This window comes from Roseateles oligotrophus (assembly GCF_014204525.1).
Lineage (GTDB): Bacteria > Pseudomonadota > Gammaproteobacteria > Burkholderiales > Burkholderiaceae_C > Paucibacter_A > Paucibacter_A oligotrophus_A.
Window position 1 is genome coordinate 188,730 of record NZ_JACHLP010000007.1, and the last position, 21,948, is coordinate 210,677.

At 67.5% G+C, this 21,948-nt stretch carries 20 protein-coding genes; 7 read left to right on the forward strand and 13 right to left on the reverse strand.

All coding sequences use genetic code 11. The features are described from left to right. The first annotated feature begins 2 nt into the window (after positions 1-2). Genes HNP55_RS17770 through HNP55_RS17800 form a run of 7 tightly spaced genes read left to right on the forward strand, consistent with a single transcriptional unit; the run spans position 3 to position 8,393 of the window. Positions 3-407, forward strand: a complete 405-nt coding sequence (locus tag HNP55_RS17770) for a hypothetical protein (protein ID WP_184302394.1) — start codon at positions 3-5, stop codon at positions 405-407. Between the two features lies 1 nt (position 408). Further along, on the forward strand, positions 409-3,975 hold the full coding sequence (locus tag HNP55_RS17775; RefSeq protein WP_184302397.1) for a hypothetical protein: 3,567 nt from the start codon (positions 409-411) through the stop codon (positions 3,973-3,975). A gap of 11 nt (positions 3,976-3,986) precedes the next feature. Then, complete coding sequence (locus HNP55_RS17780; RefSeq protein WP_184302400.1) at positions 3,987-5,180, forward strand: hypothetical protein; 1,194 nt, start codon at positions 3,987-3,989, stop codon at positions 5,178-5,180. A 3-nt stretch (positions 5,181-5,183) separates the two neighbouring features. Further along, positions 5,184-5,984, forward strand: a complete 801-nt coding sequence (locus HNP55_RS17785; RefSeq protein WP_184302403.1) for a discoidin domain-containing protein — start codon at positions 5,184-5,186, stop codon at positions 5,982-5,984. Beyond that, positions 5,981-6,367 carry a hypothetical protein gene (locus HNP55_RS17790; protein WP_184302406.1) on the forward strand — a complete coding sequence of 129 codons (387 nt, stop codon included), beginning with the start codon at positions 5,981-5,983 and terminating at the stop codon, positions 6,365-6,367. The genes HNP55_RS17785 and HNP55_RS17790 overlap by 4 nt, the downstream gene beginning before the upstream one ends. 3 nt (positions 6,368-6,370) lie before the next feature. Then, entirely contained in the window at positions 6,371-8,179 is a 1,809-nt protein-coding gene (locus HNP55_RS17795; protein ID WP_184302408.1) for a hypothetical protein, read from the forward strand. Further along, positions 8,172-8,393, forward strand: a complete 222-nt coding sequence (locus HNP55_RS17800; RefSeq protein ID WP_184302411.1) for a hypothetical protein — start codon at positions 8,172-8,174, stop codon at positions 8,391-8,393. The genes HNP55_RS17795 and HNP55_RS17800 overlap by 8 nt, the downstream gene beginning before the upstream one ends. 126 nt (positions 8,394-8,519) lie before the next feature. On the opposite strand, the gene HNP55_RS17805 is transcribed toward HNP55_RS17800, so the two are convergent. From HNP55_RS17805 to HNP55_RS17865, 13 genes are all read right to left on the reverse strand, one after another. Beyond that, positions 8,520-9,581, reverse strand: coding sequence for a phospholipase A (locus tag HNP55_RS17805; RefSeq protein WP_221439651.1), 1,062 nt, complete (start codon positions 9,579-9,581; stop codon positions 8,520-8,522). A 4-nt stretch (positions 9,582-9,585) separates the two neighbouring features. Beyond that, positions 9,586-11,862, reverse strand: a complete 2,277-nt coding sequence (locus HNP55_RS17810) for a helicase C-terminal domain-containing protein (protein WP_184302416.1) — start codon at positions 11,860-11,862, stop codon at positions 9,586-9,588. Next, the gene (locus HNP55_RS17815) at positions 11,859-12,677 is read right to left on the reverse strand and encodes a hypothetical protein (protein WP_184302419.1); all 819 of its coding nucleotides are present in this window, start codon (positions 12,675-12,677) and stop codon (positions 11,859-11,861) included. Before HNP55_RS17815 ends, HNP55_RS17810 begins: the two co-directional genes overlap by 4 nt. Positions 12,678-12,717: 40 nt before the next feature. Continuing rightward, a complete protein-coding gene (locus HNP55_RS17820; protein WP_184302422.1) occupies positions 12,718-13,416 on the reverse strand; it encodes an RES family NAD+ phosphorylase in 699 nt (232 codons plus the stop codon). Then, positions 13,416-13,865, reverse strand: a complete 450-nt coding sequence (locus HNP55_RS17825) for an MbcA/ParS/Xre antitoxin family protein (RefSeq protein ID WP_184302425.1) — start codon at positions 13,863-13,865, stop codon at positions 13,416-13,418. The genes HNP55_RS17820 and HNP55_RS17825 overlap by 1 nt, the downstream gene beginning before the upstream one ends. 85 nt (positions 13,866-13,950) lie before the next feature. Continuing rightward, complete coding sequence (locus tag HNP55_RS17830) at positions 13,951-14,679, reverse strand: ATP-binding cassette domain-containing protein (protein WP_184302724.1); 729 nt, start codon at positions 14,677-14,679, stop codon at positions 13,951-13,953. Between the two features lie 11 nt (positions 14,680-14,690). Continuing rightward, positions 14,691-15,395 carry an ABC transporter ATP-binding protein gene (locus HNP55_RS17835; protein WP_184302429.1) on the reverse strand — a complete coding sequence of 235 codons (705 nt, stop codon included), beginning with the start codon at positions 15,393-15,395 and terminating at the stop codon, positions 14,691-14,693. Next, positions 15,388-16,512 carry a branched-chain amino acid ABC transporter permease gene (locus tag HNP55_RS17840; protein WP_246448504.1) on the reverse strand — a complete coding sequence of 375 codons (1,125 nt, stop codon included), beginning with the start codon at positions 16,510-16,512 and terminating at the stop codon, positions 15,388-15,390. Before HNP55_RS17840 ends, HNP55_RS17835 begins: the two co-directional genes overlap by 8 nt. An 11-nt stretch (positions 16,513-16,523) precedes the next feature. After that, complete coding sequence (locus HNP55_RS17845) at positions 16,524-17,381, reverse strand: branched-chain amino acid ABC transporter permease (protein ID WP_184302432.1); 858 nt, start codon at positions 17,379-17,381, stop codon at positions 16,524-16,526. Between the two features lie 19 nt (positions 17,382-17,400). After that, complete coding sequence (locus HNP55_RS17850; protein WP_184302435.1) at positions 17,401-18,675, reverse strand: ABC transporter substrate-binding protein; 1,275 nt, start codon at positions 18,673-18,675, stop codon at positions 17,401-17,403. Between the two features lie 42 nt (positions 18,676-18,717). After that, a complete protein-coding gene (locus HNP55_RS17855; protein ID WP_184302437.1) occupies positions 18,718-20,223 on the reverse strand; it encodes an aldehyde dehydrogenase family protein in 1,506 nt (501 codons plus the stop codon). A gap of 133 nt (positions 20,224-20,356) precedes the next feature. Next, the gene (locus tag HNP55_RS17860) at positions 20,357-21,250 is read right to left on the reverse strand and encodes a transporter (protein ID WP_184302440.1); all 894 of its coding nucleotides are present in this window, start codon (positions 21,248-21,250) and stop codon (positions 20,357-20,359) included. 295 nt (positions 21,251-21,545) lie between these two features. After that, positions 21,546-21,935 carry a nuclear transport factor 2 family protein gene (locus tag HNP55_RS17865; protein ID WP_184302443.1) on the reverse strand — a complete coding sequence of 130 codons (390 nt, stop codon included), beginning with the start codon at positions 21,933-21,935 and terminating at the stop codon, positions 21,546-21,548. Between the last annotated feature and the right edge of the window lie 13 nt (positions 21,936-21,948).

Sequence of the window (21,948 nt, forward strand, 5' to 3'; positions counted from 1 at the left end):
TCATGAGCAGCCCTATCACCCTGACTGTCGGCACCACCTCGGTGGCCCTGCCTGGCGACCTCTACTGGTCAGACGAAACCGCCTGGCATCCGGTGGCGCAGTCGGTCGAGCGCTCGCTGACGGGCGCCGCCATCATCAGTATCCAGGCGCGCAGCGGCGGCCGGCCGATCACGCTGGAGCCACCCGTGGCGCTGGCCAGTTGGATGCCGCGCTTCACCATCGAGCTTCTCAAGGCCTGGGCCGATCAACCTGGCCAGCAAATGACGCTGACCCTACGCGGCATGGCGCGCACCGTGATCTGGCGCCACCAGGACGGCGAAGTCATGGTGGCCAGGCCAGTGCAGCACTTCGACGATGTGCAGCCCGACGACGCCCATACCGCCACCCTCAAATTCATGGAGATCTGACGTGCCCATTCTCGACAACGACATCAAGATCCTGGCAAGCCAGGTCTTAGCCGACGTGCCTGAAGGGGGCGGCGCGGCCACCGGCATCGTGGTGGCCGATGGTGTCAGCAACAACCTGTTCCCCGACGTCTCGGAGCTCGATCATGTCTACGGCCGTGTTGCTCTCCGCAAGGTGTTTGCCAGCGTGCAAACAGCGAGCCGCGATGTGTTCATGGGCGCGCACGCCATCATTGCCGACGAGCCAGACGATCCCGGCGTGTCGTGCCTGCTGTTCTCGACGAACGATGCGTTTGATACTCGAAACGCCGCCAAAAACCGGATCGAGTCCTACCTGATCCAAGGCCCGGCCTATGCCGGCCAGCTCTTCGGCGACCACATCGCCGGCCAGATGACCGTTGCCGTGGTGCAGCGCGTCGAGGCCCCCGTTCCATCGGTCGGTGAGACCTTGCTTGTGCGCTCGAATGAAGGCCTTCCTACCCAGTTCGAGCAGTACCTGCGCGTGCTGGACAGGACGGCAACGAAGCGGACATTCACCGACGACAAAGGCGATTTTGAACGCGCCATCGTCACAATGTCGGTCAGCGATCAGCTGCGCGCCGACCACCGGGGCTACCAAGCAAGTCGGACGGACTCTGGCGACGCCGCCGGCAAGGCCAAGGTCTACGGGACCACGGTGGCCGATGCAGCCCGCTACTACGGCGTCAAGCCTTTGCTGACCCCGGTGGGCGCAGGCGACCGGACGATCTCCGCCGACGGCATCTTCGTGCCCCTCGTGCCGTCCAGCCGTACCGAAGTCGGCATCGCTGACGCCCGAATGAACCAGCAGTCGGCGGCCCTGCAGGCGGGCACGGTCGAGCCGATCACCATCACTGCCGCAGCGGTGGTCTTCACGGCGGCCAGCGCCCTCTACATCGGCGGCGGCATCTTGCCCGGCTCGCTGCGCCTCACCGTCTCTGGCTCGGTGCTGACGGACTCGGGCGGTAAGCTGATGAGCGGGGCCGTTAGTGTCGGCATCGTCGACTACGCCAACGGCATCGCCTCCCTGGCTACCAACCTGTTCGGCACGGGTGCGGTCAATGTGTCGGCGACCTACTCGCCCTGCGCGCCGGTTCAGATTGCTTCCGAGTCGGTCGGCATCCCCGTGACGGACGCGACCCGCCGGCTGACCTGGGTGCTGCCCGTTACGCCTGCGCCAGCGCCCGGCAGCCTGCAGGTCAGCTATCGCTCGCAGGGGCGGTGGTATGTGCTCTCTGAAGACGGGTCTGGCGCCGTGCGAGGCGCCGACGCTTCCTTCGGCGCGGGCTCGCTGAACTTCAGCACCGGCACGCTGAGCCTGACCTTGGGGTCGCTACCGGATGTCCCTAGCGCGATCCTGCTGGCCTGGGCGCCCGCTGCCGCCGTGGCTGCCGCGCCGCTGCAGAGTCCTGGCGCGACGGCCACCGCCAACGGCGAGCCGCTCCCGACCGCGCCAACTGCGGTCACGTCATCCAGCGCCGAGGTGTTGCTTGCGGTTGCCAGCCCCGGGGCCGGCATCTCGCCCGGCACGCTGACGGTGACCTGGGCCGGGAAGACCGCCACGGACACCGGCGCGGCCGGGGTATTGAGCGGCGACGCGGACGGGGGTGTTAGCTACTCCGACGGCATCGTGAGGTTCTTGCCCAAGGTCTTGCCGCCCAAAGGCACCCAGATCACGCTGAACTTCATAACGTCCCCCCGAGGCACGCCCGCCGACTACACGCTCGGGGCCTTCACCGACGCCGGTGCGGAGTACAGCACGACTCTGGTCGGCACCCTGCCGGTCAAGCAGCGCTCGTTCAAGGCCTCGATCAGCGTGCGCGGCACGCAACGCGTCCACCCCGGCGTCGACTCGACATTCGACACGGGAATTTGGGTCGCAGACGATGGCGCCGGCAAGATCATGTACGCCGGCATCCAGGTCGGCACGATCAACTACGCGACCGGCGCGCTGACGTTCGTCAAGGCGTTCTCGCAATCGCAGCGCGACTCGGTGTTCGCCGAGGTGTCGATCGACGGCACCCCGTCCGGCCCCAAGCGCACCGCGATCACCGGCGTCGAAACGCGCACCGTGACCGTGCCGGTCCTCAATGCCGGCAGCCCATTCCAGCAGGGCTTCGCCATGGTGGCGAGCTGGGTCTCGGGCACCAGCGCCCCCGCGTCCAAGACCGTCTCGCTCGACACGCTGTCTATCGGCTGCCGGCCCGGCACGGGCAAGACGCTCTCGCCGGTCGTCGCGTTCAAGATCGGCGGCACCCGCATGTGCTCTGGCGCGGACGGCCTGCTGGGCGAGAACCCCTCGCTCGCCGCCGGCGGAGGCACGCCCCGGGGCCGCGTTGTTGTCGACCCTGGCTATGTGCGTCTGGACTCCTGGGCGCCTGGCCTGCAGAACGCGGTGACGGACTGGGTTGCGTCGGCGGCCCCGGCAGAGACTGCGCGCGTCGGCGCGAGCCTGGTCGACGTGATCACTTTCCGCATCGCTGCGGCCCCGGTCGCCCCCAGCGGGTTCTCGATCCTGGGGAAGACCGCCGGCGGCAGCAACGTCTCGGGGGTAGCGAACGCAGCTGGGGAAGTCACCGGAACGGGCATCGCCTCCGGCTCGATCAACTACGAGACCGGCGTGGTGTCGCTGAGGTTCACGGGGCAGGTTCGCGCGGACTCGCTGCGCTACAACGCGGTCGCCTACAGTTATGTCCCACTGGATTCGACGGTGCTCGGCCTGGACCCTGTGCGGCTGCCCAGCGATGGCCGCGTCCCTGTGTTTCGCAACGGCGGCGTGGCTGTCATCCACCACACCCAGACCTCGGCACCTATGACCGTGGGCAGCGGGCAGACCGTGAACCTGGGGCGCCCGAACGTCGGCCAGGTCACGGTCATCGGCGCCAACGGGGCGGCGGTCGTGGGCGGGTACACCGTGGACCGGGTAGCAGGTACCGTCACCTTCACCGCCGCGCCGGCCTCGCAACCGATCAAGATCCGCGACCGCATCGAGGAGGCCGCGTTGATGACCGACGTGCAGGTCTCAGGCCTGGTGAAGCTCAATCGCCCGTTGTCCCGCGCCTATCCGGCGGGCTCGAAGGTCAGCTCAGCCCTGCTGGTGGGCGACATGGCCGCCCGCGTGTCGCTTTTCTTCGACCAGGAGACGTGGACGGGAGCCTGGTCCGACAACCAGATCGGCAATGCGGCAGGCCCGACGTTCGACACGATCAATTACCCGGTCGAGGTGCAGAACGCCGGGGCGGTGACGGAGCGCTGGGCGCTGAGGTTCAACGGCTCGACCTCCTTCACGATCATCGGCGAGCACCTGGGCCAAATCGGCGTGGGCAACACCGCCAGCGATTGCAACCCCATCAACCCCGCCACCGGCACGCCCTATTTCAAGCTCGACAAAAGGGGCTTCAACGCCGGCTGGAGCGTGGACAACGTGCTCCGCCTCAACACAGTTGGGGCAGCCGCACCGCTGTGGCTCGCCCGCGTGGTTCAACAGGGCACCCCGGTGCTCGCTTCCGATAGCTTTACCCTCGCCGTGCGCGGCGATGTGGACACCCCATAAGGACCAAAGATATGCCAGCACCCACCTCCGTCGTCTACTTCGACTCCACCGACGCCGGCGCGCCGACGCTCAACAACGCGGCAGGCTCCCTTATCGGCGTGCTCGACGCATGCCTGATCAACGGCTACAACCTGAAGACCGTCCAGAGCATCACGGTTAGCGGCGGCCTCGCCACTGCGAGCTGCGCGGGACACGGTCTGCCGGACGACTCGGTCAACCTGATCGCCGGCGTGACCGACAAGGCTGCGTTGAACGGTCGCCAGCGCATCACCGTTGTCAATGCGAACACGTTCACGTTCGACGCGACTGGCGTGCCCAACGGCTCGGCCGCAGGAACGCTCTCGGTCAAGCGGGCGCCGCTGGGCTGGGCCAAGCAGTTCGCGAATGGGAACACCAAGGCCGTCTATCAGCGCATGGATCCGGCTGCGACGGCGATGGTGCTGCGGATTGACGATGCGGGGGCAGCGATGCCGGGCAACAATATCGCCCGAGCGGATATGTACGAGTCGATGACCGATGTGGACTTTGGTTCGGGGCGTGCGGTCGGGCCTGCTGGCGGTCAGTATTGGGGCAAGGGCGGCAACTCGACAAAGGTATACCGCTGGATCCTGGTCGGCGATTCTCGGACGTTCTACCTTTTCACAGACTCGTTCCCGGGAGGTGACGTAAGCACCTTTACCAGCTACGGCACCCTGGCCGGCCTGGGGTTTGGGGACATCGCGTCGTACCGAGCAGGTGACCCGTTCGGGTGCATCCTCACTGGAGGGTATGACCTCAGCCTGAACGCGGCCGGCCTGGGAGGCACCCGACAACTGGGGGCGGCCCCGTCTCAGGACGGATCTGCGCTGCTCGCCCGCTCAAGCAACGGGATCGGTGGGTCGACATATTTCGCTCTGATCGGGGAGAACGGTTCGACCTCCGGCGGCGGCAACTCGCCGGGATACCCGAGCCCGGTCGATAACGGCTTGGTCGTTCGGATGCCGGTCTTCCTGTCAGAACTCAATGCCCCGTTCCAGAACCCCATCCGCGGCGAAGTACGAGGTTTTGCCGCGGCCCTTGGGAACATCGCGGTCATGATGAGACTGCGGAAGCTGACAAACCTCGCGGGGTCGGATCGCACGTTTCTCGTAGTGCCCTGCAGCCCGGGCGGGGTCTACGCCAGCCCTGCGGGATTGCTGATCGATATTTCGGGCCCGTGGGCGTAAACAATGGGCGCATACAGATACTGGAGAGTCAACCTCCTCACCGGTAACCCGAACGGGCGCACCTGGCTGCGGGATCTTGAGCTGCGCGGGGTTCCGGGCGGGCCCGATCTGACCGTGCCGGGCGGCACGTTCACCGTCAATAGTCAAGACGTGACCGAGGTGGGCCTGCGTGCGATTGATGGGGACCCGGCGACTGCCTGGAACTCTGGTTCTCCTGGGCCTGCAGGGCGAGTCGCGGAGGGTACATACGACTTCGGCGTGCCGACCGTCGTTGCTGAGGTCGCCCTGCTTTTTGGCAGCATTGAGTACACGGGGCCGCTGGCAGGTTCGTGGGTGTCTGCTTCCAATGACCTGCAGCAATGGACCGTGTTCGGCCCAACGTTCGGGGCAGGGCAGGGTTTGGTGGGCAACACGCTCTCCGCGGTGGCCCTCACCGTCGAGTCTCCGCTTACGCCAGCAATACGGGCAGCCGGCCGGTCTGCTCGTTTGCCGACATCCTGGCCTGCAGGAGGCCCGGGGCGGGCCCGCTACGGCCAGGCCCGCTACGGCTTCGATGTTGGCCCGTACAGAATTGCCGGCACCGTGTTCATCGACGGCACGCCCGACGTGCCAGTGTCGCGCCGCGTGCGGCTGTTCGACCGGCAGAGCGCGCGCATGGTGCGCGAGGGGTGGTCCGACCCCGTGACGGGCGCCTATGCCTTCGAGAACCTGCCCGCTGCGCCCGACGGCTATTTCGTGCTGTCCCACGATCACACGGGTGTTTTCAATGCCGAAGTGAAAGACCGGATTCAGCCAATCCCATGAGCTTCTACCCGACCCTCGCCTGGAAGTCTGCGCGGCTGGCCGCGACACTGGCCGCCATCGATGGCGGAGGGTCGCCTGGCGAGTTCTGGCTGTACTCGGGGCAGTGGCCGGCGACACCTGGCGACGTGACCGTCGAGGCCTTGCAGGTCGTGATCGTTCTGCCGAACCCCTCTGGCACGGTCTCGGGCTCTACGCTCACGCTGGAGCCAAACGTCCAGGGCGCTCGGATCGGCGGCGGGCAGATCACATGGGGCCGCCTTGTCAATGGCGCGGGCCTGGTGCTGCTCGATTTCATCGCCGGCCCGGGCGGCCTGGTGCTGGACTCCTATGTAGGAGCGCCCGGCTCCTTGGTTCGGATCAAGTCGGCAGTGTTCAGCGAGTAGGCCATGGCCGACAACGACCTCAAATTTAGGCGGCTGCTCGACACGTCGCACCCGGTTAATCTGGTGTTCGGCCAGCCTGACGACGGGCTCAGCCCAGGCGACGCCTCGGGTTCGATCGCCATCATGTTCTCCCCGCCCGTGATCGCCCTGCAGGGCGACACCGCGCCGGGCCCGAGCTGGCGCAAGGTCGTCGCGCAGACCAGCAACCCATGGCAGCCCGGCCAGCAGCGCAGCCAGGGCGCCTCGCTGCCCACCGCCGAGTCCACGCCTTACCGCACGTCTGCAGGCCTGCCCTGGGCGCCCGGGCGCCCGAATCCCGCAGGCTTGCGAGCGGATTGGGACCGGCCTGGCCGTGCCTCCCCACAGGCTGCGGGCGCTTGGGGTATCGGCCAGGGCCGCGGTGCAGCCTCGGGGCCGGGGTGGCAGGCCTCGGCCAGGGCGGGAGCTGCAAAGTCGACCGCATGGGCCCTGGCCGAGCAGCGCTCAGCCCTGACACTCAGCCGCTGGCAGGAGCTGGCCCGTATCGCCGAGGACCAGCTGGGCACCTGGGGGCAGGGCGATCGCCGGTCGCTGGCGACCCGGGCACTGTGGGGTGAAGGCAGCGGCCTAGGCTTGGACGAACGCAGCCCGTGGCAGCTGGGCAAGCTGCCCGATCCCGGCGCCTCGGTCATCGTGCCTTGGGTTCCGCCTGGCCCCGAGCCTCATGTCTGCTACCGCCCGCCACCGGGCGGTGCGGTCGTGGTGGAGTTCAAAACCCCGGCCTCGACCGACACGCTGATCGAGTTCAAGTGCGGCGGCAAGGCAACCCAGATCGTCGTCCCGGTTCGGAGGACCTACATCGTGCAGAACAACGTTTCCCTTACCCTGGTGGACGGCACACCCGTGCCAGTCGACGGCATGGCACTGAGCCTGGACGCTGACTCGTGGACCTGGGGTTTCTCGGCCTCGCTGCCGGGCTCCTCCCTGGCCCTGGTGACGCCAGCGGCCGGCGGCGACCCGGTGGAGCTTCTGGCCCACATCAACGGCGAGATCTACCGCGTGATGGCCGACAGCCTGAGCCGCGCTCGGGCCCACGGTAAGAGCGGCTTGACCCTGCGCGGCCGTGGCCGGTCTGCCGAGCTTGACGCGCCTTACAGCCCGCCGATCAACCTGGGCACACCCGCCGACCGTACGGCCCGGCAACTGGCCGAGGATGCGCTGGCGACGACCGGCTGGACCGTGGACTGGGGCATCGACAACTGGCTGGTGCCCGCCGGGGCCTGGTCGTTCCAGGGCTCGCGCATGGGCGCCCTGAACTCGATTGCTGCAGCTGTCGGCGCCTACGTGCAGCCGCACGCCCAGGACCGCACGCTCTACATCAAGCCGCGCTATCCGGTGGCCGCTTGGAAGTGGGGCGATCTGGCCGGCGGCGTGGCCTTGCCCAGCGCCGTCGTGACCCAGGAGGGCCTCGACTGGATCAGCAAGCCCGCGTTCAACCGGATCTTCGTGCAGGGCGCGCGCGCTGGCGTGCGGGGCCGGGTAACGATCGGCGGGACTGCAGGCGATCAGCTGGCGCCCATGGTCACGGATCCGCTGATCGTCCACGCTACTGCGGCCCGAATGCGGGGCATTGCCGAACTCTCCGCCGGCGGCCGGTCGGTGCTGGCCTCGCTCAAGCTGCCGGTGCTGGCTCAGACCGGCATCCTCCGTCCCGGCAAGGTCGTCCAGTATTCGGACGGCCCCGACGTTCGCACCGGCATCGTCCGAAGCGTGGCAGTCGACGCCGGCTTCCCCGAAGTCTGGCAAACCCTGGGAGTCGAAACCCGTGTCTAACTTATTTGCGGCGTTCCGGCGCCTACTTCCGAATCCGGCCCTGCAGGTCGGCAAAGTGATCGCAATCGTTGACGGCGTGGCGACGCTGGAACTTCCCGGCGGCGGGCGGGTCCAGGCGCGCGGTACCGGCACGGTGGGCGGCTCGGTGTTCTTCCGCGACGGCGTGATCGAGGGCGATGCCCCGACGCTGACTGACGTCGACATCACGGTCTGAACGCCACCGTTTACAGTTGGCGCAATTCTCTTGCATGCTGAGCAAGTCTCAGCCCAACTGTTTATCGCGCTTCACGCGCTCGGTTTATCGCGGCGCGCTTCATCATGCGAAAAGTCATACCGATATTCATAACCACTCGACCAGGGAGACGCCCAGGCCCAAACGCGTCTGGCGGAAGTTGTAGTCGATCAGGCTGTCGCCATAGCCGCTGAAGAGTTGCACATAGCCGAAGAGCTGGCCGGCCAGGGGGTAGGCCCATTCCAGCTGCAGCGAGCCGCGCGATTTGGCGCCGCCGCGCAGGGAGTGGCGGGCCTGCAGGGTCAGCACCTTGCCGCCGGCGCCATAGCTCAGCAGCATTTCGCCGCGGCCGATGTAGTCGCTGATGGCGGGGTTGTCGTCCGTTCCGCTGCTTTCCGGGATGCGCCACCAGGGGCGGATCTGCAGGGTCCAGTCGCCTTTTTCGAGGCCGAACTCGGCGATCACCCGGTTCCAGCTGCGCGACAGTGGGTCGGCCCGGCCATTGGACTGGTGGGTCAGCGAAAGATGGCTCATGCGCCCCTTCCAGCCGAAGATTTCATACGGGGTCTTGAAGGCGAAGATGGCCTCGGGCTCGTAATTGGTCTCGCGAAAAGGGCGCGACATGGCGCCGTTATAGACCTGCCAGCGCGAGCTCTGGGTGTAGCCAAACCAGAGATCGCCGTGCGAGCCGATCAGGCCATGCCAGACGCGGGTCTTCAGGCTGAGCTGGAACTTGCTCTCCAGGCCTTGCAGCCGTGCCGGCTCCTGGTTGGTGTTGACACCGCCCGCGACCAGGCCTTGTTCACGGAAGGGTGCTTCGTTGACGCGGTCGGTGAAGGACAGCGGCAACACATAGACGGGTTTGTGGGTGCGCGGGATGAAGTCGTGCGGGCGCAAGTCATCCGTCATATCCCAGCGTTCCAGCATGCTGCGGTGGCGGGAGGATTCCAGCGCGGCGACGGGGCCTTCCTTGGGCGGCGCAAGGCTGGGCGCGGGAGCCGGCGCCGCGGCCGCGGGCTTGGCGTTGCGGCCGCTGGCCTGGTCAAAACAAGCCAGACGGGCGCGGTCCTCGTCGATGTCGCGGCAGTCTTGTGCCGTTTGGGCCTGCGCCGGCCAGCTCAGGGCCAGACCCAGCGCCGAGGCCAGGCGGAGGCTGTGCTTTTTGTTCATAAGCCTATGTTCCGTGATGCTTGAGGCCCCACCAGCTGGGCAGGAGTTGCTGCACCTGGGGGCTGAGGTAGCGATCATCCATCAAATGGATCACCCCCTCGTCGTCCACCGTGCGTATCACCCGGCCGGCCGCTTGCACCACCTTCTGCAGGCCCGGGAAGACATAGGTGTAGTCGTAGCCCTGGCCCAGCAAATCGTCCAGGCGCTGGCGGAATTGCTCGTTGACCTCGTTGACCTGGGGCAGGCCCAGGGTGGCGATGAAGGCGCCGATCAGGCGGGCCCCGGGCAGGTCCACGCCCTCGGAGAAGGAGCCGCCCAGCACGGCGAAGGCAATGCCCTGGCTGGTGGCGCTGAAGCGATCCAGAAACTGCTGCTGCGCGCCCTCCGACATGCGGCGCGATTGCGTCCAGGTGGGCAGTTCGGGATGCTGACGCTGCAGGGCTTGCAAGGCCTGCTCCAGATAGCTGTAGCTGCTGAAAAAGGCCAGGTAATTGCCCGGCCGTGCCCGGTACTGGGCCGCCATCAGCTGCACCAGGGCTTGCAGCGAGGCCTCACGGTCGCGGTAGCGGGTGGAGAGATGGCCGGCGATGCGGACCTGTAACTGCTCGGCCCGGAAGGGCGAGGCCACATCCACCCAGGCGGCGTTGTCGGGCAGGCCCAGCAGGTCCCGATAGAACTGGCTGGGTTGCAGGGTGGCGGAGAACAGGGTGATGGCGTGCGCCGTCTCGAAGCGCTCCTTCAGAAAGGCGGCCGGCACCACATTGCGCAGATGCAGGCGCAGGTTCTTCTTGTTGCGCGCGAAAGCGCCGGGCTCAGGCGCCTCCAGCGTTGTATCGCACAAGGCATGGGGGCCGAAGGACTCGGCCATGCGGGTGAAGTGCAAGGCCTCGAAGTAAAAGCCCTGCAAGGCCTCGTCGTTATCGGCCGGGTGTTCGACCCAGTATTCGGTGATGCTGCTGACGGCTTGCTGCAGGGCCGTCAACAGCTGGGCCGGGATCTCGGCATGGACCTGGTAGGGCTGGCTCTGCGCCTTGGCCAGCTGGGCCCAGGCCTTTTTGACCCGCTCCAGCGGCTTCTTCAGCGCGGCGGGGGCGCTCTTGCCGAGCCAGGCCAGGGCTTGCTGATCCAGCTCGGCCGAATACATCTTGCGCGCCCGCTCCACCAGATTGTGGGCCTCGTCCACCAGCACGGCCAGCTTCCAGCCATAGGCCTGAGCCATGCCGTGCAGCAAGGCCGTTTGGTCGAAGTAGTAGTTGTAGTCGCCGACGATCACATCGGCCCAGCGCGCCAGCTCCTGGCTCAGGTAGTAGGGGCAGACCGCGTGCTCGCGCGCGCAGTCGCGCAAGGCCTGGCGGTCCAGGGTGCTCAGGCGGATGGCGGCCAGGCGGGCGGCGGGCAGGCGATCGTAAAAGCCCTGGGCCAGCGGGCAGGACTCGCCGTGGCAGGCCTTGTCGGGGTGTTCGCAGGCCTTGTCCTTGGCGATCAGTTCCAGCACGCGCAGCCGGGCCGGGGTTTGCAGGCTGGCCAGGCTGTCCAGGGCCAGGCCGCGGCCCGAGGTCTTGGCGGTGAGGAAGACGATTTTGTCCAGGCCCTGGGCGGGTGCGGCCTTGAGCAGGGGGAAGAGGGTGGCGATGGTCTTGCCGATGCCGGTGGGCGCCTGGGCCAGCAGGCAGCGGCCGGCCACCGCGCCCTTGTAGACGGCCTCGGCCAGAGCGCGCTGGCCGGCGCGGAACTCGCCATGCGGGAAGCGCAAGCCCAGCAAGGCCTCGTCGCGGGCTTCTCGGTGGGCCGACTCCAGCCGCGCCCAGCCCAGAAAGAACTCGCATTGCTGTTGGAAGAAGGCCTGCAGATCGTCGGCCGCGGCGCGCTCGGTGAACACCGTCTCGGTCTGGTGCTTGACGTCGAAATACACCAGGGCCAGTTCTATGCTTTCCAGCCCCAGGGCCTGGCATTGCAGGGCGCCGTAGACCTTGAGCTGGGCCCAGTGCAGGGCGCGGTGGTTGGCCGGCATGGCCTCCAGCCGGCCCTTGAAGGTCTTGATCTCCTCCAGGCGCAGGCGCTCGGGGTCGTAACCATCGGCGCGGCCGCGCACCCGCAAGTCCTCAAACTCTCCACTCAGGCTGACTTCGGATTGGTAGCCCGCCGCCCGCCGGCCCACCACCAGGGCATGGCCTTCTATGCCTTCCAGCGCGCTGGGGGCGGGGGTGAAGCGCAGGTCCAGGTCGCCGCGCTTGGCGCTGAACTCGCACAGGGCGCGCACCGCCACGGTATAGGGCTTCACCGCGGGCTCTCGTCCTGCAGGCCGGCTTGTTCGGGGTCGGCGGCTTGCGCCTGCGGACCTTGGCTGGGCGTGGCCTTGGCCAGGGCCATCCACACGGGGAAGGGCAGCTCGCAAGGCCGGTGGCGGGCCGGACGCAGCAGTTCCAACTGCCCGTCTTCGGGTTTGCCGTGCAGCAGCCAGATGCCGAAGGCGGCCGGGATCTCCTTGGGCTCGGCCGTGCCGGCCGGGAAGACGTAGTAAAGCTCGCTGCACAGCCATTGGTAGGACTCGTGCTTGGCCTTGTTGCGCAGGTCGGAGAAGAGATCGGCGCGGCTGACCTTGATCTCGTGGATGACCGGGTGCAGATAGCGGGCCACCGAGGTATTGCGCAGCGAGAACACATCGGGCCGCGCCATGCGCCAATGCTTGGGCGGGGCCGCGGGCGGCGGGTCGGCCAGCAAGGCAAATGTCTGTTGCGGGGCCAGGGTTTCGGCGGCCTCGGCTTCCTCGCCAAATTGGGCCCGCAGCGACAGCTCTTGCCAGACGATGCGGCCCGCGTCCATCAACTGCTGTGCGACCAGGCCGGCCAGCTTGTCATGGGCGCTGTTGGCACGTTTGCCCTGCTGGCGGGCCTCGGCCAGCAAGCGGATGCCGCTGGGCGTCAGGCGCAAGGTCTGCTGGCCTTCGCAGCTCGCCCATTCCACCCACTGGGCCGCCAGCAGATCGATTTCCACGGCGTCCTGGCTGGGCCAGCCGGCCGAGCGCCAGATCTGCATCAAGCGATTCAGATGGACGCGGCTGGGCTTGAGATTCAGAGGGGGAAGATCGGCTTGCATGACTGTATAAGTGTACAGTTGTTGCGCGCGCCGTTCTCTGTCAGATGCGGTGGTGGTCGGACTTCAGATACCACTCGTGGATGCCCTGACCGTTCCAGCGCAGCGTGACATGCTCGGCCTGCCGCGCCGGGGGCTGGGTGGCTTGCGGGTTGAACAGGCCCAGGCATTGGCCGCCGGCATGGCGCACGCTGTCATAGACCAGGCCCAGGCTGCCCGAGCCGCGCAGCCGGGCGCCCAGAAGACGGGCGGCCGCGTAGTTGTCGGAGTCGAACAGGGCTTGGTACTGGCTGTGTGCCTGCAGGCCACGCAAATCGTGCAGCCGGGCGCGTACGCCGACCCGGTAGCAGCGCATGTCCACATCGATGGCGGCCTCCTGGGTGCGGGCCAGGAAGCGGGCCTGGTGGTAGCTGACCTCGGCCACCGCGGTTTCCAGCGAGGCGGCGGCGTAGTACAGCCCATAGCTGCCGTCCGAGAAGCGGCTGCCCTCGGGGTTCAGATGGGTGAAGGCCGCCATGATGGGGCTGCAGCCCGGGCCGCTGATGCGCTGCTCCGGCGGCACCAGCATCAGCTCGCCGGCCTCGTCGCGCAGGCGTGGGTTGCCCAGCGACTCGATGGCGAACACGATCTCCAGATCGGCCGGATCGCCCACGCGTTCAAACAGGGAGATGGGCGGAAAGCGGCTGGGCACCAGGCGGCAGGAGTCGGCCCAGAACAGCTCGCACAGCGCGAGATCAGCCATCAGGCCACACCGCCGCGCTGGGCATCCAGGTATTGGCGCACGACGAAGAGGTCGGACACCTGGCCCGCCAGCATGCGCTCCAGCGCGCTGCGGCCGCCGAAGAGCGGCGCGGTATTGGGCTTTTTGATCCAGGCATCGGCCCGCTCGGGGATGGGCAGCAGGATTTGCAGGCCGGCGTAGATGCCGAACAAATGGGACAGCCGCTCCAGCGTGGCGGCGTCCAGGCCGGCCTTGATGCGGCCGGCCTTCCAGTCGAAGAAGGTGCTGCGCCCGCAGCCCAGCAGCTTTTGCTGTTCCTCATTGCTCAGGCCCCAGGCCTGGGCGATGCGGAAAAATGTGCGCAGCGCCGCCTCAGCGGCCACAGGGCTGTGCAGATCGCCGGGAGACGCTCCCGCCTTGCCGGGCTTGCCGGTTTTGCTGGGCTTGAGGGCCTGGGCGCCGAGAGACATGGGAACTCCTGAAGCGGATCGGATGCCGGGTGGGCATGGCTTGCAGTATAAGTTCGCCAGTGGATCAAATCAATAAATTAGTTTGTTATTGGACTTTTGCCGCCTGGCCCGAGGCCAGATAGCTGCTGTGCAGTATCTCGGGTTGGGCCAGCAAGGCGGTCGAAGTGCCGCTGAAGGCCAGGCGGCCCCGCTCCAGCACATAGGCTTGTGTCGACAGGTCCAGGGCCAGGCTGGTGAACTGCTCGATCAGCAGCACGCCCACCCCTTGGGCCGCCACCTCGCGCACCACATCGGCCAGGCGTTTGACGATCAGGGGCGAGAGGCCCAGGGACAGCTCGTCGATGAGCAGATAGCGCGGCATCACGACCAGGGCCTGGGCGATGCAGACCATCTGCTTTTGCCCGCCGGACAGGGATTTGGCCGCCAGCCCCAGCTTGGCATGCAGCTCTGGGAAGATGGCCAGCACGCGCTCGATCTGCGCCGCCACCGCCGCGGCGGGCAGGGCGGCGGCGGCGACGCGCAGATTGTCCAGCACCGACAGATCGCCCAGCACCTTGTGCCCCTCGGGCACGACGGCCACGCCGGCGGCACGCAGCCGCTCGGGGCGCTGGTTATGCATGGGCTGCTCGTCCACCAGAATGGCGCCGTCGCTGATGGGCAGCACGCCGGCAACAGCCATCACCGTGCTGGACTTGCCCGCGCCGTTGGCGCCCACCAGGGCGCTGATCTGGCCGGGGCGCAGGCATAGGTCGATGCCGTGCAGCACCGGCTTGCCGCCGCGCTGCAAACGCAGATTCTTGACTTTCAACATGATTCGATCCTGGCTCAGCCGCCGAGATAGGCGCGGCGCACCGCGGGGTCGTCCAGCACCTGGGCGGTCGGCCCCAGGGCCAGGCATTGGCCGAAGTCCATCACCAGGGTCTGGCTGCAGGTTGCCTTGATCAGGTCCACATCGTGGTCTATCAGCAGCACCTGGGCGCCGAAGCGCTGCGGTATGGCCAGGATGGCGGCGCGCAGCAGCAGCGATTCCTGTTCGGTCAGGCCGGCGCCGGGCTCGTCGAAGAGCAGGAGTCTGGGCGTGCCGACCAAGGCCTTGGCCACCTCCACCATGCGGCGCTGGAATAGATTGAGCTGCCGGCCCAGCCGGGTGGCCACAGCGCTCAGCTCGGTGAACTCCAGCACCTCGGTCAATTGCGCTTTGACGCTGCCGCGTTCGTGGGGCACATGGTCCAGCATGGCGCGGACGTTGTCCCAGACGCTCAGATCCTCCACCACCTGCTCGGTCTGGAAGGAGCGGCGCAGCCCCAGCCGCACTCTTTGGATGGGGGTCTTGCCGAGCAGGGCCTGGCCGTTCAGCAAGACCTGACCCTCGGCCGCCGGCACCAGGCCGCTGAGCAGATTGACCAGGGTGGTCTTGCCCGCGCCGTTCGGCCCGATCAGGCCGCACACCGGTGCGCTGAGCTGGGCCGTCAGGCCGTCGATGGCCTTGACGCCCCAGAAGGCGACGCTGAGATTTTGAATATCAATCATGCTGCTCCGCCTCTGTGGTCTTGCGCCCCGGCCGCAAGCGCTGGCGCAAGGCGGCGAGCGCCGCCAGCAACTGGCCGGCAATGCCTTGCGGCGCGGTGATCAGGGCGTGCAGCAGGGCGGCGCCGAAAAAGATGTCGGCCAGAAAACCGTTGACATTGAAATCGCTCAGCAAGGAGGGCACGGCACGCATCAGCAGGCCCGAGATGATGGGCCCCAGCCAGTGGTAGACGCCGCCCACCACGGTCAGGGCCAGCATCATCACCGACTCGCCCGCGCCGAAAGCCCGCCCATCCAGCTGGCCCACGCCCCCGGCCAGCAGGGCGCCGCCGACGCCGGCGCAAAAACCCGCCAGCCCAAAGGCCCAGGTCTGGTAGAGCAGGATGTTGACGCCCGCGGCGGTGGCGGCCGCTTCGCCGCGCCGTATCAGGGCCCAGGAGCGGCCGGCGCGGCTGTGCCGGTGCAGCTCGATCAGGCTCAGCACGCCGGCCAGGCAGGCGGCGACGTAGCGGAAATAGGCCTCGTCCGACAAGGCCAGGGCGGGGCGGGCCATCATCAGGCGCTCGCTGCCCACCACCCGGCCCAGCCAGCCCCCGCCCCCATCGGGAAAGCCGGTGGCGCTGACCAGCACCTGGAAAGCCCCCGCCATCATCAGCGTGACCAGGGCCAGGTAAAGGCCTTTGAGCCGCAGCGCCGGCAGGCCGGCCAGCATGCCGATGACGCAGGAGCTCAGGCCCGCCGCCAGCAGGCAGAGCTCAAACGGCAGGCCGAAGCCATGGCTCAAGCGCAGAGCCACCCAGCCACCCGCGCCCAGCAAGGCCTGCTGGCACAGGCTGAGCAGGCCCAGCTGGCCGTAGAGCAGGGCCAGGCCGGCCACCGCGACCGACAAGGCCAGCGAGGAGATCAGGCTCTTCATCCAGAAGGCATTGGCCAGCCCGGGCAGGGCCAGCGCCAGCAGGGCCAGGCCGGCCAGCATCAGCAGCCAGGAGCGCCGGGCCCGCTGGGCCGCGGCGCTCAGGTCTTGCTGCAATTGCAAGCGCGCCTGGGCGCTGGCGGGGGGCAGGAGGGCGGGATCGTTCATGTAGCTGGGGGGCGAGAAAGAAGGGGCTCGGGTATTCATGCTGGCGGCTCTCAGGCCTTGCGCACATCGTTGCGGAAGAAGGGCAGGGCGATCAGCGCCACCAGGAAGGGCACCGAGCTGCGGAAGGGGGCAAAGCCCGGCACGGTGATGGCCAGGGCCTCCAGCACGCCGATGCCAAGCCCTGCCGCGACGGTGATGGGCAGGGAGTTGAGCCGGCCCAGCATGGCCGCAGCAAAGGCGGGGATGACCAGAAAGGTCAGCAAGGTGGCTTGCAGGCGCACGATATTGGCCAGCAGCAGGCCGCAGACGCCGGCAAAGGCGCCCGACAGCACCCAGGCCACCGTGTCCACCTGCAAAACCCGCAGGCCCAGCAGGGCGCTGAGCTCGCGGTCATTGGCCAGGGCGCGCATCTTCAGACCGGTCCGGGTCTTGCTGAGCAGCAGGCCGATGCCGGCCATCATGGCCAGGGCCAGGGCCAGGCCCAGCACGCGGGTATAGGTCAGGCGCACATCGCCGAACTCCAGGCCATCGGCATCGGTGGGCAGCACCAGGCGGCGGGGCTGCTCGCCCCAGAACCACTCGGTGAAGCCCATCACGATCAGGGCAAAGCCCAGGGTGGCGATGCTGCGTATCGTGGGGTCGCGCAGAGCCAGGCGCGGCGCCAGCAGGCGGCCATAGGCCAGGGACAGGCCCATGGCAGTGGCCAGGGCCGCGGCCCAGGCCAGGGCCTGGGGCCGCCCGGCGTCGAGCAGGGACCAGGCCACATAGGCGCCGATGGCGCCCAGCGCGCCGAAGGCAAAGTTCAGCACGCCGGAGGAGCGGTAGAGCACGACCAGGCCGACGCCCGAGAGTGCATAGACCGCGCCCAGGCCCAGGCCCGAGACCAGAAAGGGCAGATAGTCAGACATCGCGCTCGGCCTCGCGTTCTCAGCGGACGCCCATCTTGGCTTCGTCGGCGCGGATATCGGCCAGCTCCGGGTCCTCCGCCGTCAGGCAGCCGCCGGCGGCCACGCTCCAGCCGCTGCCATTGCTGCTGGCCATCGGTCCGCTGTTATTGGCGTTATGGCGCTGGCCCTCGCCGACGTAGAAAGGCTTGCAGAGGATGTCGCTCTGGAAACCCTTGACGGCACGCAAGGCCTTGCTGACGCTGGCGCGGTCCATCTTCTTCGGGTCCATCTTGAGCAAGGCCTCGGTCAGCAGGCGGGCGGCCAGATAGCCGGACTGGGCGAAGCTGTCGCGCGGGTCGGACTTGGCGGCGTATTTGTCCATCAAGGCCAGCCAGTTCCTGTTGTCCGCGCCCTGCGAGTCCAGGGGCTGGAACTCCAGATTGGTGTCGAAGCGGCCCTTCCAGTAAGGGCCTATGGCCTTGGGCACATCGACGTTATAGGCCGGGGCGGAGGAGACGAAGTGGATCTTTTTGCCCAGGTTCTGCTGCTCGGCGGCGGCCAGCATGGGCACCAGAATGCCCTTCGGCACATTCATGATGATGACGTCGGGCTTCATCGCCGCGGCCTGCAGCATCACCGAGGTGGCGTCGGCCGAGCCGGGGTCGATGGCGATGGTCTCCGACACCACGCCATGCCTGGCACCCCATTCCTTGGGGCCTTCGCAAGCCCAGTTGCCCAGGCTGGGGATGTTGGGGATGATGCAGACCATTTTTTTGGCCTGGTATTTCTGCACCGCATACATGGCGGCGATGGTGGCCGAGACGCGCGGGCCGGAGTTGATGGGCGCGTAATTCCTGGCATTGAAGCATTCGCGCGGCACGCCCACGCCGGCGATCACCATCACGTCTTCCTGCGCATACATCTTGGCGTTGGCGCCGCATTCCACAAAGCTGGTGCTGCCGGCCATGGCCAGCACCTTGCGGTCCTTGACCAGCTTGGAGGCGACCTGGGTGGCCGTCTCGGGGTTCCACTGGTCGTCGGCCACGATGTAGTCCACCGGCCGGCCATGGATGCCGCCGTTCTGGTTGACGCACTTGAAGTAGGCCGCCGCCGCGCTGGCCGCGGAGCTGAAGTCGTCCGGCCCGGTCTTGCCCACCACCGCGCCGATCGCCAGCGGCTCGCCCGTGGCCGGCTTGCCATTGCCGAGGCCGCAGCTCGGGTTGGCCTGGGCGGCCGCGGCCAGGCCCAGCAGGGCGAAGCCGCCCAGCAGGCGCAGAGGCAGGGAGGTTTGGGGACGCAGATGCTTGGTACTCATGGTGTTGTCTCCGTTCGTTTTTTTGCTCGTCAACAGGGCGGCTCAGACCGCCATACAAACGCTCTTCAACTCGGTGAAGCTCTCCACCGAGGCTCGGCCCAGGTCCTGGCCGTAGCCGGACTGCTTGATGCCGCCCAGGGGCAGGCCCATGTCCAGCATGTTGTGGGTGTTGACCCAGACGGTGCCGGCCTTGAGGCGCGGGATCAGGCGGTGCACGGCCGAGAGGTTGTGCGACCAGATGCTGGCCGCCAGGCCGTAGGGGCTGTCATTGGCCATGGCCACCGCCTCGTCGATCTCGTCAAAAGGCAGGGCGACGACGACGGGGCCGAACACCTCCTCGCGCAGGATGGCCATCTGCGGCGTGGCGTCCACCACCACGGTGGGCTGGACGAAATAGCCGCCCGGCAAGGCGCGCTCGCCGCCGGTGAGGATGCGGGCGCCGGCCTGGCGGGCCGCGTCGATATGGCTCATCACCCGCTCGAAATGGCGTTTGGACACCAGGGGCCCCAGCTGGGTGCTGGCATCGAAGCCCGAGCCTATCTTCATGCCCTGGGCGATGGCCACCAGGGCTTGCAGCACCGGCTCGAAGATGGAGCGATGGATGTAGAGCCGCGAGGCCGCCGTGCAGACCTGGCCCTGGTTGAAGAAGATGCCCATGGCCGCGCCCTGGGCCGCGGCTTGCGGGTCGGCGTCGGCCAGCACAATCATCGGCGACTTGCCGCCTAACTCCAACGTCATGCGGGTCATATTGTCGACGGCGGCGCGGCCTATGCTCTTGCCCACGGCGGTCGAGCCGGTGAAGCTGATCTTGTTGATGCCGGGGTGCTGGGTCAGGGCCGCGCCGGCCGTGTGGCCGCGCCCGCAGAGCACGTTCAGCACGCCCGGCGGGAAGCCGGCCTGCATCACCAGCTCGGCCAGGCGCAGCGCCGTCAGCGGGGTCTCTTCCGAGGGCTTGAGCACCACGGTGCAGCCGGCCGCCAGCGCCGGCGCCACCTTCCACAAGGCGATGGCCAGGGGAAAGTTCCAGGGCACGACGGCGGCCACCACGCCCACCGGCTCGCGCTGGGTATGGCTGCGGTACTGCAGGCCCGGCGGGCCGGGGATGGAGGGCTGCAGGGTCTGGCCCTCCAGCTTGGTGGCCCAGCCCGCCATATACCTGACCAAGGCCGCGCCGCTGCCCACATCGACCATGCGGGCGATGCCTTGCAGCTTGCCGCTTTGCAGGGTCTCCAGGGCGCTGAGCTCGTCGGCATGCTCCTCGATCAGCAGCGAGAGCTTGTAGAGCAGGCGCTCCCGCTCGGCGGGCAGCATGCCGGCCCAGGCCGGGCTCTCAAAGGTCCGGCGGGCGCTGGCGACGGCGGCGTCCACATCGTCGGCATCGCTGTCGGGTGTCTCGGCCACCACCATCTCGGTGGCCGGGTCCACCACGGGGATGCTGCGGCCGCTGCGGCTGGGCCAGGGCCGGCCGTCGATGAAGTTGTCGTGCTTGAGCCGGGCCAGAAAGCCCAGCTTGGCCAGAAATTCTTGTGAGAGTTCGCGCGGACGCATGGTGAAGTGACTCCTTGGATGGGCGGGTTCACTGTAGGGAGGGCGGGCCGCCCGTGCTTGACTGGCAGCGCAGCCGGGCTTGCGCGCAGACGCACCGCCGCTGCGGGCGCCCGGCCCTCCGGGGCAGCCGGAATCAGAAGGGGATGGAGAACTTCAGCCGCAGGCCGCCGCCTTCGGCGCGGTTCCTCACATTGAAGTCCTGCTGCCATTTGGCGGTGATGAAAAAGCCCTTGCCGTTGTCGTACTTGATCGAGGGCCCGAAGCCCATGGCCTGGCCCTTGCTTTCCGCCACGCTCGCGCCCTCCAGCTTGTCCGCCGTGATTTGCCGGTAGACATAGCCCCCCACGCCGGCCACCCAGCCATTGCCAAACCCCCAGCCCAGGGCGTAGTCGAAATGGAATTCCTGGCCGGATTTGTACTTGGTGGCCGAGTTCTCGGCATTGAGGTCGTACATGAACTTGATGTCGGCATTGACGCCGCTGGGCTGCACATAGCTGGCGGTGAACAGCGGTTCCAGATTCCAGTAGTGGCGGCTCAGATTGGCCATGCGGTTCTTGTCGTAGCTGCCGGTCGGGGCATTGATGTCCAGCGCGAACACATAGTGCAGATTGCCATCGTGGTAGCCGATGCCGGGGCCGAAGACGATGTCGCCCAGGCCGAATTTGCTTTCCCTATTGCCGGCCACATCGACGTTCAGATTGACCAGCGGGAAGATGACATGCCAGGCCAGCTGGCCGCCGAAGACCTGGGTGTCGGTGACGCGCACGATGCGGGTGGCCAGAAAGGTGGCCTTGACGTCAAAGGGCAGGTCGATCTTGTTGCCGCTGTTGTCGCGCAAGCTGGTCAGATGGTCATGGCCGGCGTAGGCCAGCACATAGCTGCCGGGTGGCGGCATGGCGCCGACCAGAAAGTTCTCATTGCCATTGGGGTAGATGCCGCCACCGCCTTCGGTGGCCTGTGCGCCCAGGCTCAGCAGCGCGAGGCTCAGGGCCAGCAAGGGCTTGTGCTGGGGCTTGGAATTCTTCATGGCTTTGTCTCCTCTTGGATGAATGGAAGGGGGGAGGGTGATGCCCGCGGCGAGCGCTGTTCGGCGGCATGCCGTGGCGCTGCATCGCTGGCAACAATTCATCCTAGGAGTGGGCTGGTGCCCCGGTTTGACTGTGGACGCACTGCCAAAGAGCCCTCGGTGCACCGTGCCGGTGGCCGGCAATAAAGAGCACTGTGGGTCAAGAGCCGGTAGCGCCTGCCGTGGGCATGCAGCAAGCACAAGGCCGCCCGAAGGCGGCCTTGATCCAGGCAGAAGGGCCGGAGCGGGCGGGGCTTTATCGCATCGCCTGCGCCACCAGCAAGGTGTCGGTGAACTGCTCGAAGGCGCGCACCTTGCCGCCCTCCAGCCGCCAGACATGGGCGACGCGGGCCTGCATGGCCTTGCCGGTCTGCCGGTAGCGGCCGCTGTAAGTGCCGATGCCGACCTGCACCTCGCCGGCGTCGAACAGGGCTTCGAGCTTGAACTGATAGCCCTCCCATTCGCTGCCCAGCACCTTGAAGACCTTGTCAATGACCTGGGCCGGGCCGATATGGGTGCCGGCGCAGGGGAAGCCGGCGGCCTCGGTCCAGCGCACGTCCTCGGCCACATCGGCCATCATGGCCGCCACGTCCTTGCGGTCGGAGGCGGCGTAATGTTCTTGAATGATCTGGTGATTGCTGCGCATGGGCTGAACCTTG

Bases quoted from the DNA above. Each gene is read 5' to 3' on its own strand.
- HNP55_RS17770 (WP_184302394.1), top strand. From the start codon at position 3: ATGAGCAGCCCTATCACCCTGACTGTCGGCACCACCTCGGTGGCCCTG.
- HNP55_RS17780 (WP_184302400.1), top strand. From the start codon at position 3,987: ATGCCAGCACCCACCTCCGTCGTCTACTTCGACTCCACCGACGCCGGC.
- HNP55_RS17785 (WP_184302403.1), top strand. From the start codon at position 5,184: ATGGGCGCATACAGATACTGGAGAGTCAACCTCCTCACCGGTAACCCG.
- HNP55_RS17790 (WP_184302406.1), top strand. From the start codon at position 5,981: ATGAGCTTCTACCCGACCCTCGCCTGGAAGTCTGCGCGGCTGGCCGCG.
- HNP55_RS17795 (WP_184302408.1), top strand. From the start codon at position 6,371: ATGGCCGACAACGACCTCAAATTTAGGCGGCTGCTCGACACGTCGCAC.
- HNP55_RS17805 (WP_221439651.1), bottom strand. From the start codon at position 9,581: ATGAACAAAAAGCACAGCCTCCGCCTGGCCTCGGCGCTGGGTCTGGCC.
- HNP55_RS17815 (WP_184302419.1), bottom strand. From the start codon at position 12,677: ATGCAAGCCGATCTTCCCCCTCTGAATCTCAAGCCCAGCCGCGTCCAT.
- HNP55_RS17820 (WP_184302422.1), bottom strand. From the start codon at position 13,416: ATGGCTGATCTCGCGCTGTGCGAGCTGTTCTGGGCCGACTCCTGCCGC.
- HNP55_RS17825 (WP_184302425.1), bottom strand. From the start codon at position 13,865: ATGTCTCTCGGCGCCCAGGCCCTCAAGCCCAGCAAAACCGGCAAGCCC.
- HNP55_RS17835 (WP_184302429.1), bottom strand. From the start codon at position 15,395: ATGATTGATATTCAAAATCTCAGCGTCGCCTTCTGGGGCGTCAAGGCC.
- HNP55_RS17840 (WP_246448504.1), bottom strand. From the start codon at position 16,512: ATGAATACCCGAGCCCCTTCTTTCTCGCCCCCCAGCTACATGAACGAT.
- HNP55_RS17845 (WP_184302432.1), bottom strand. From the start codon at position 17,381: ATGTCTGACTATCTGCCCTTTCTGGTCTCGGGCCTGGGCCTGGGCGCG.
- HNP55_RS17850 (WP_184302435.1), bottom strand. From the start codon at position 18,675: ATGAGTACCAAGCATCTGCGTCCCCAAACCTCCCTGCCTCTGCGCCTG.
- HNP55_RS17855 (WP_184302437.1), bottom strand. From the start codon at position 20,223: ATGCGTCCGCGCGAACTCTCACAAGAATTTCTGGCCAAGCTGGGCTTT.
- HNP55_RS17860 (WP_184302440.1), bottom strand. From the start codon at position 21,250: ATGAAGAATTCCAAGCCCCAGCACAAGCCCTTGCTGGCCCTGAGCCTC.
- HNP55_RS17865 (WP_184302443.1), bottom strand. From the start codon at position 21,935: ATGCGCAGCAATCACCAGATCATTCAAGAACATTACGCCGCCTCCGAC.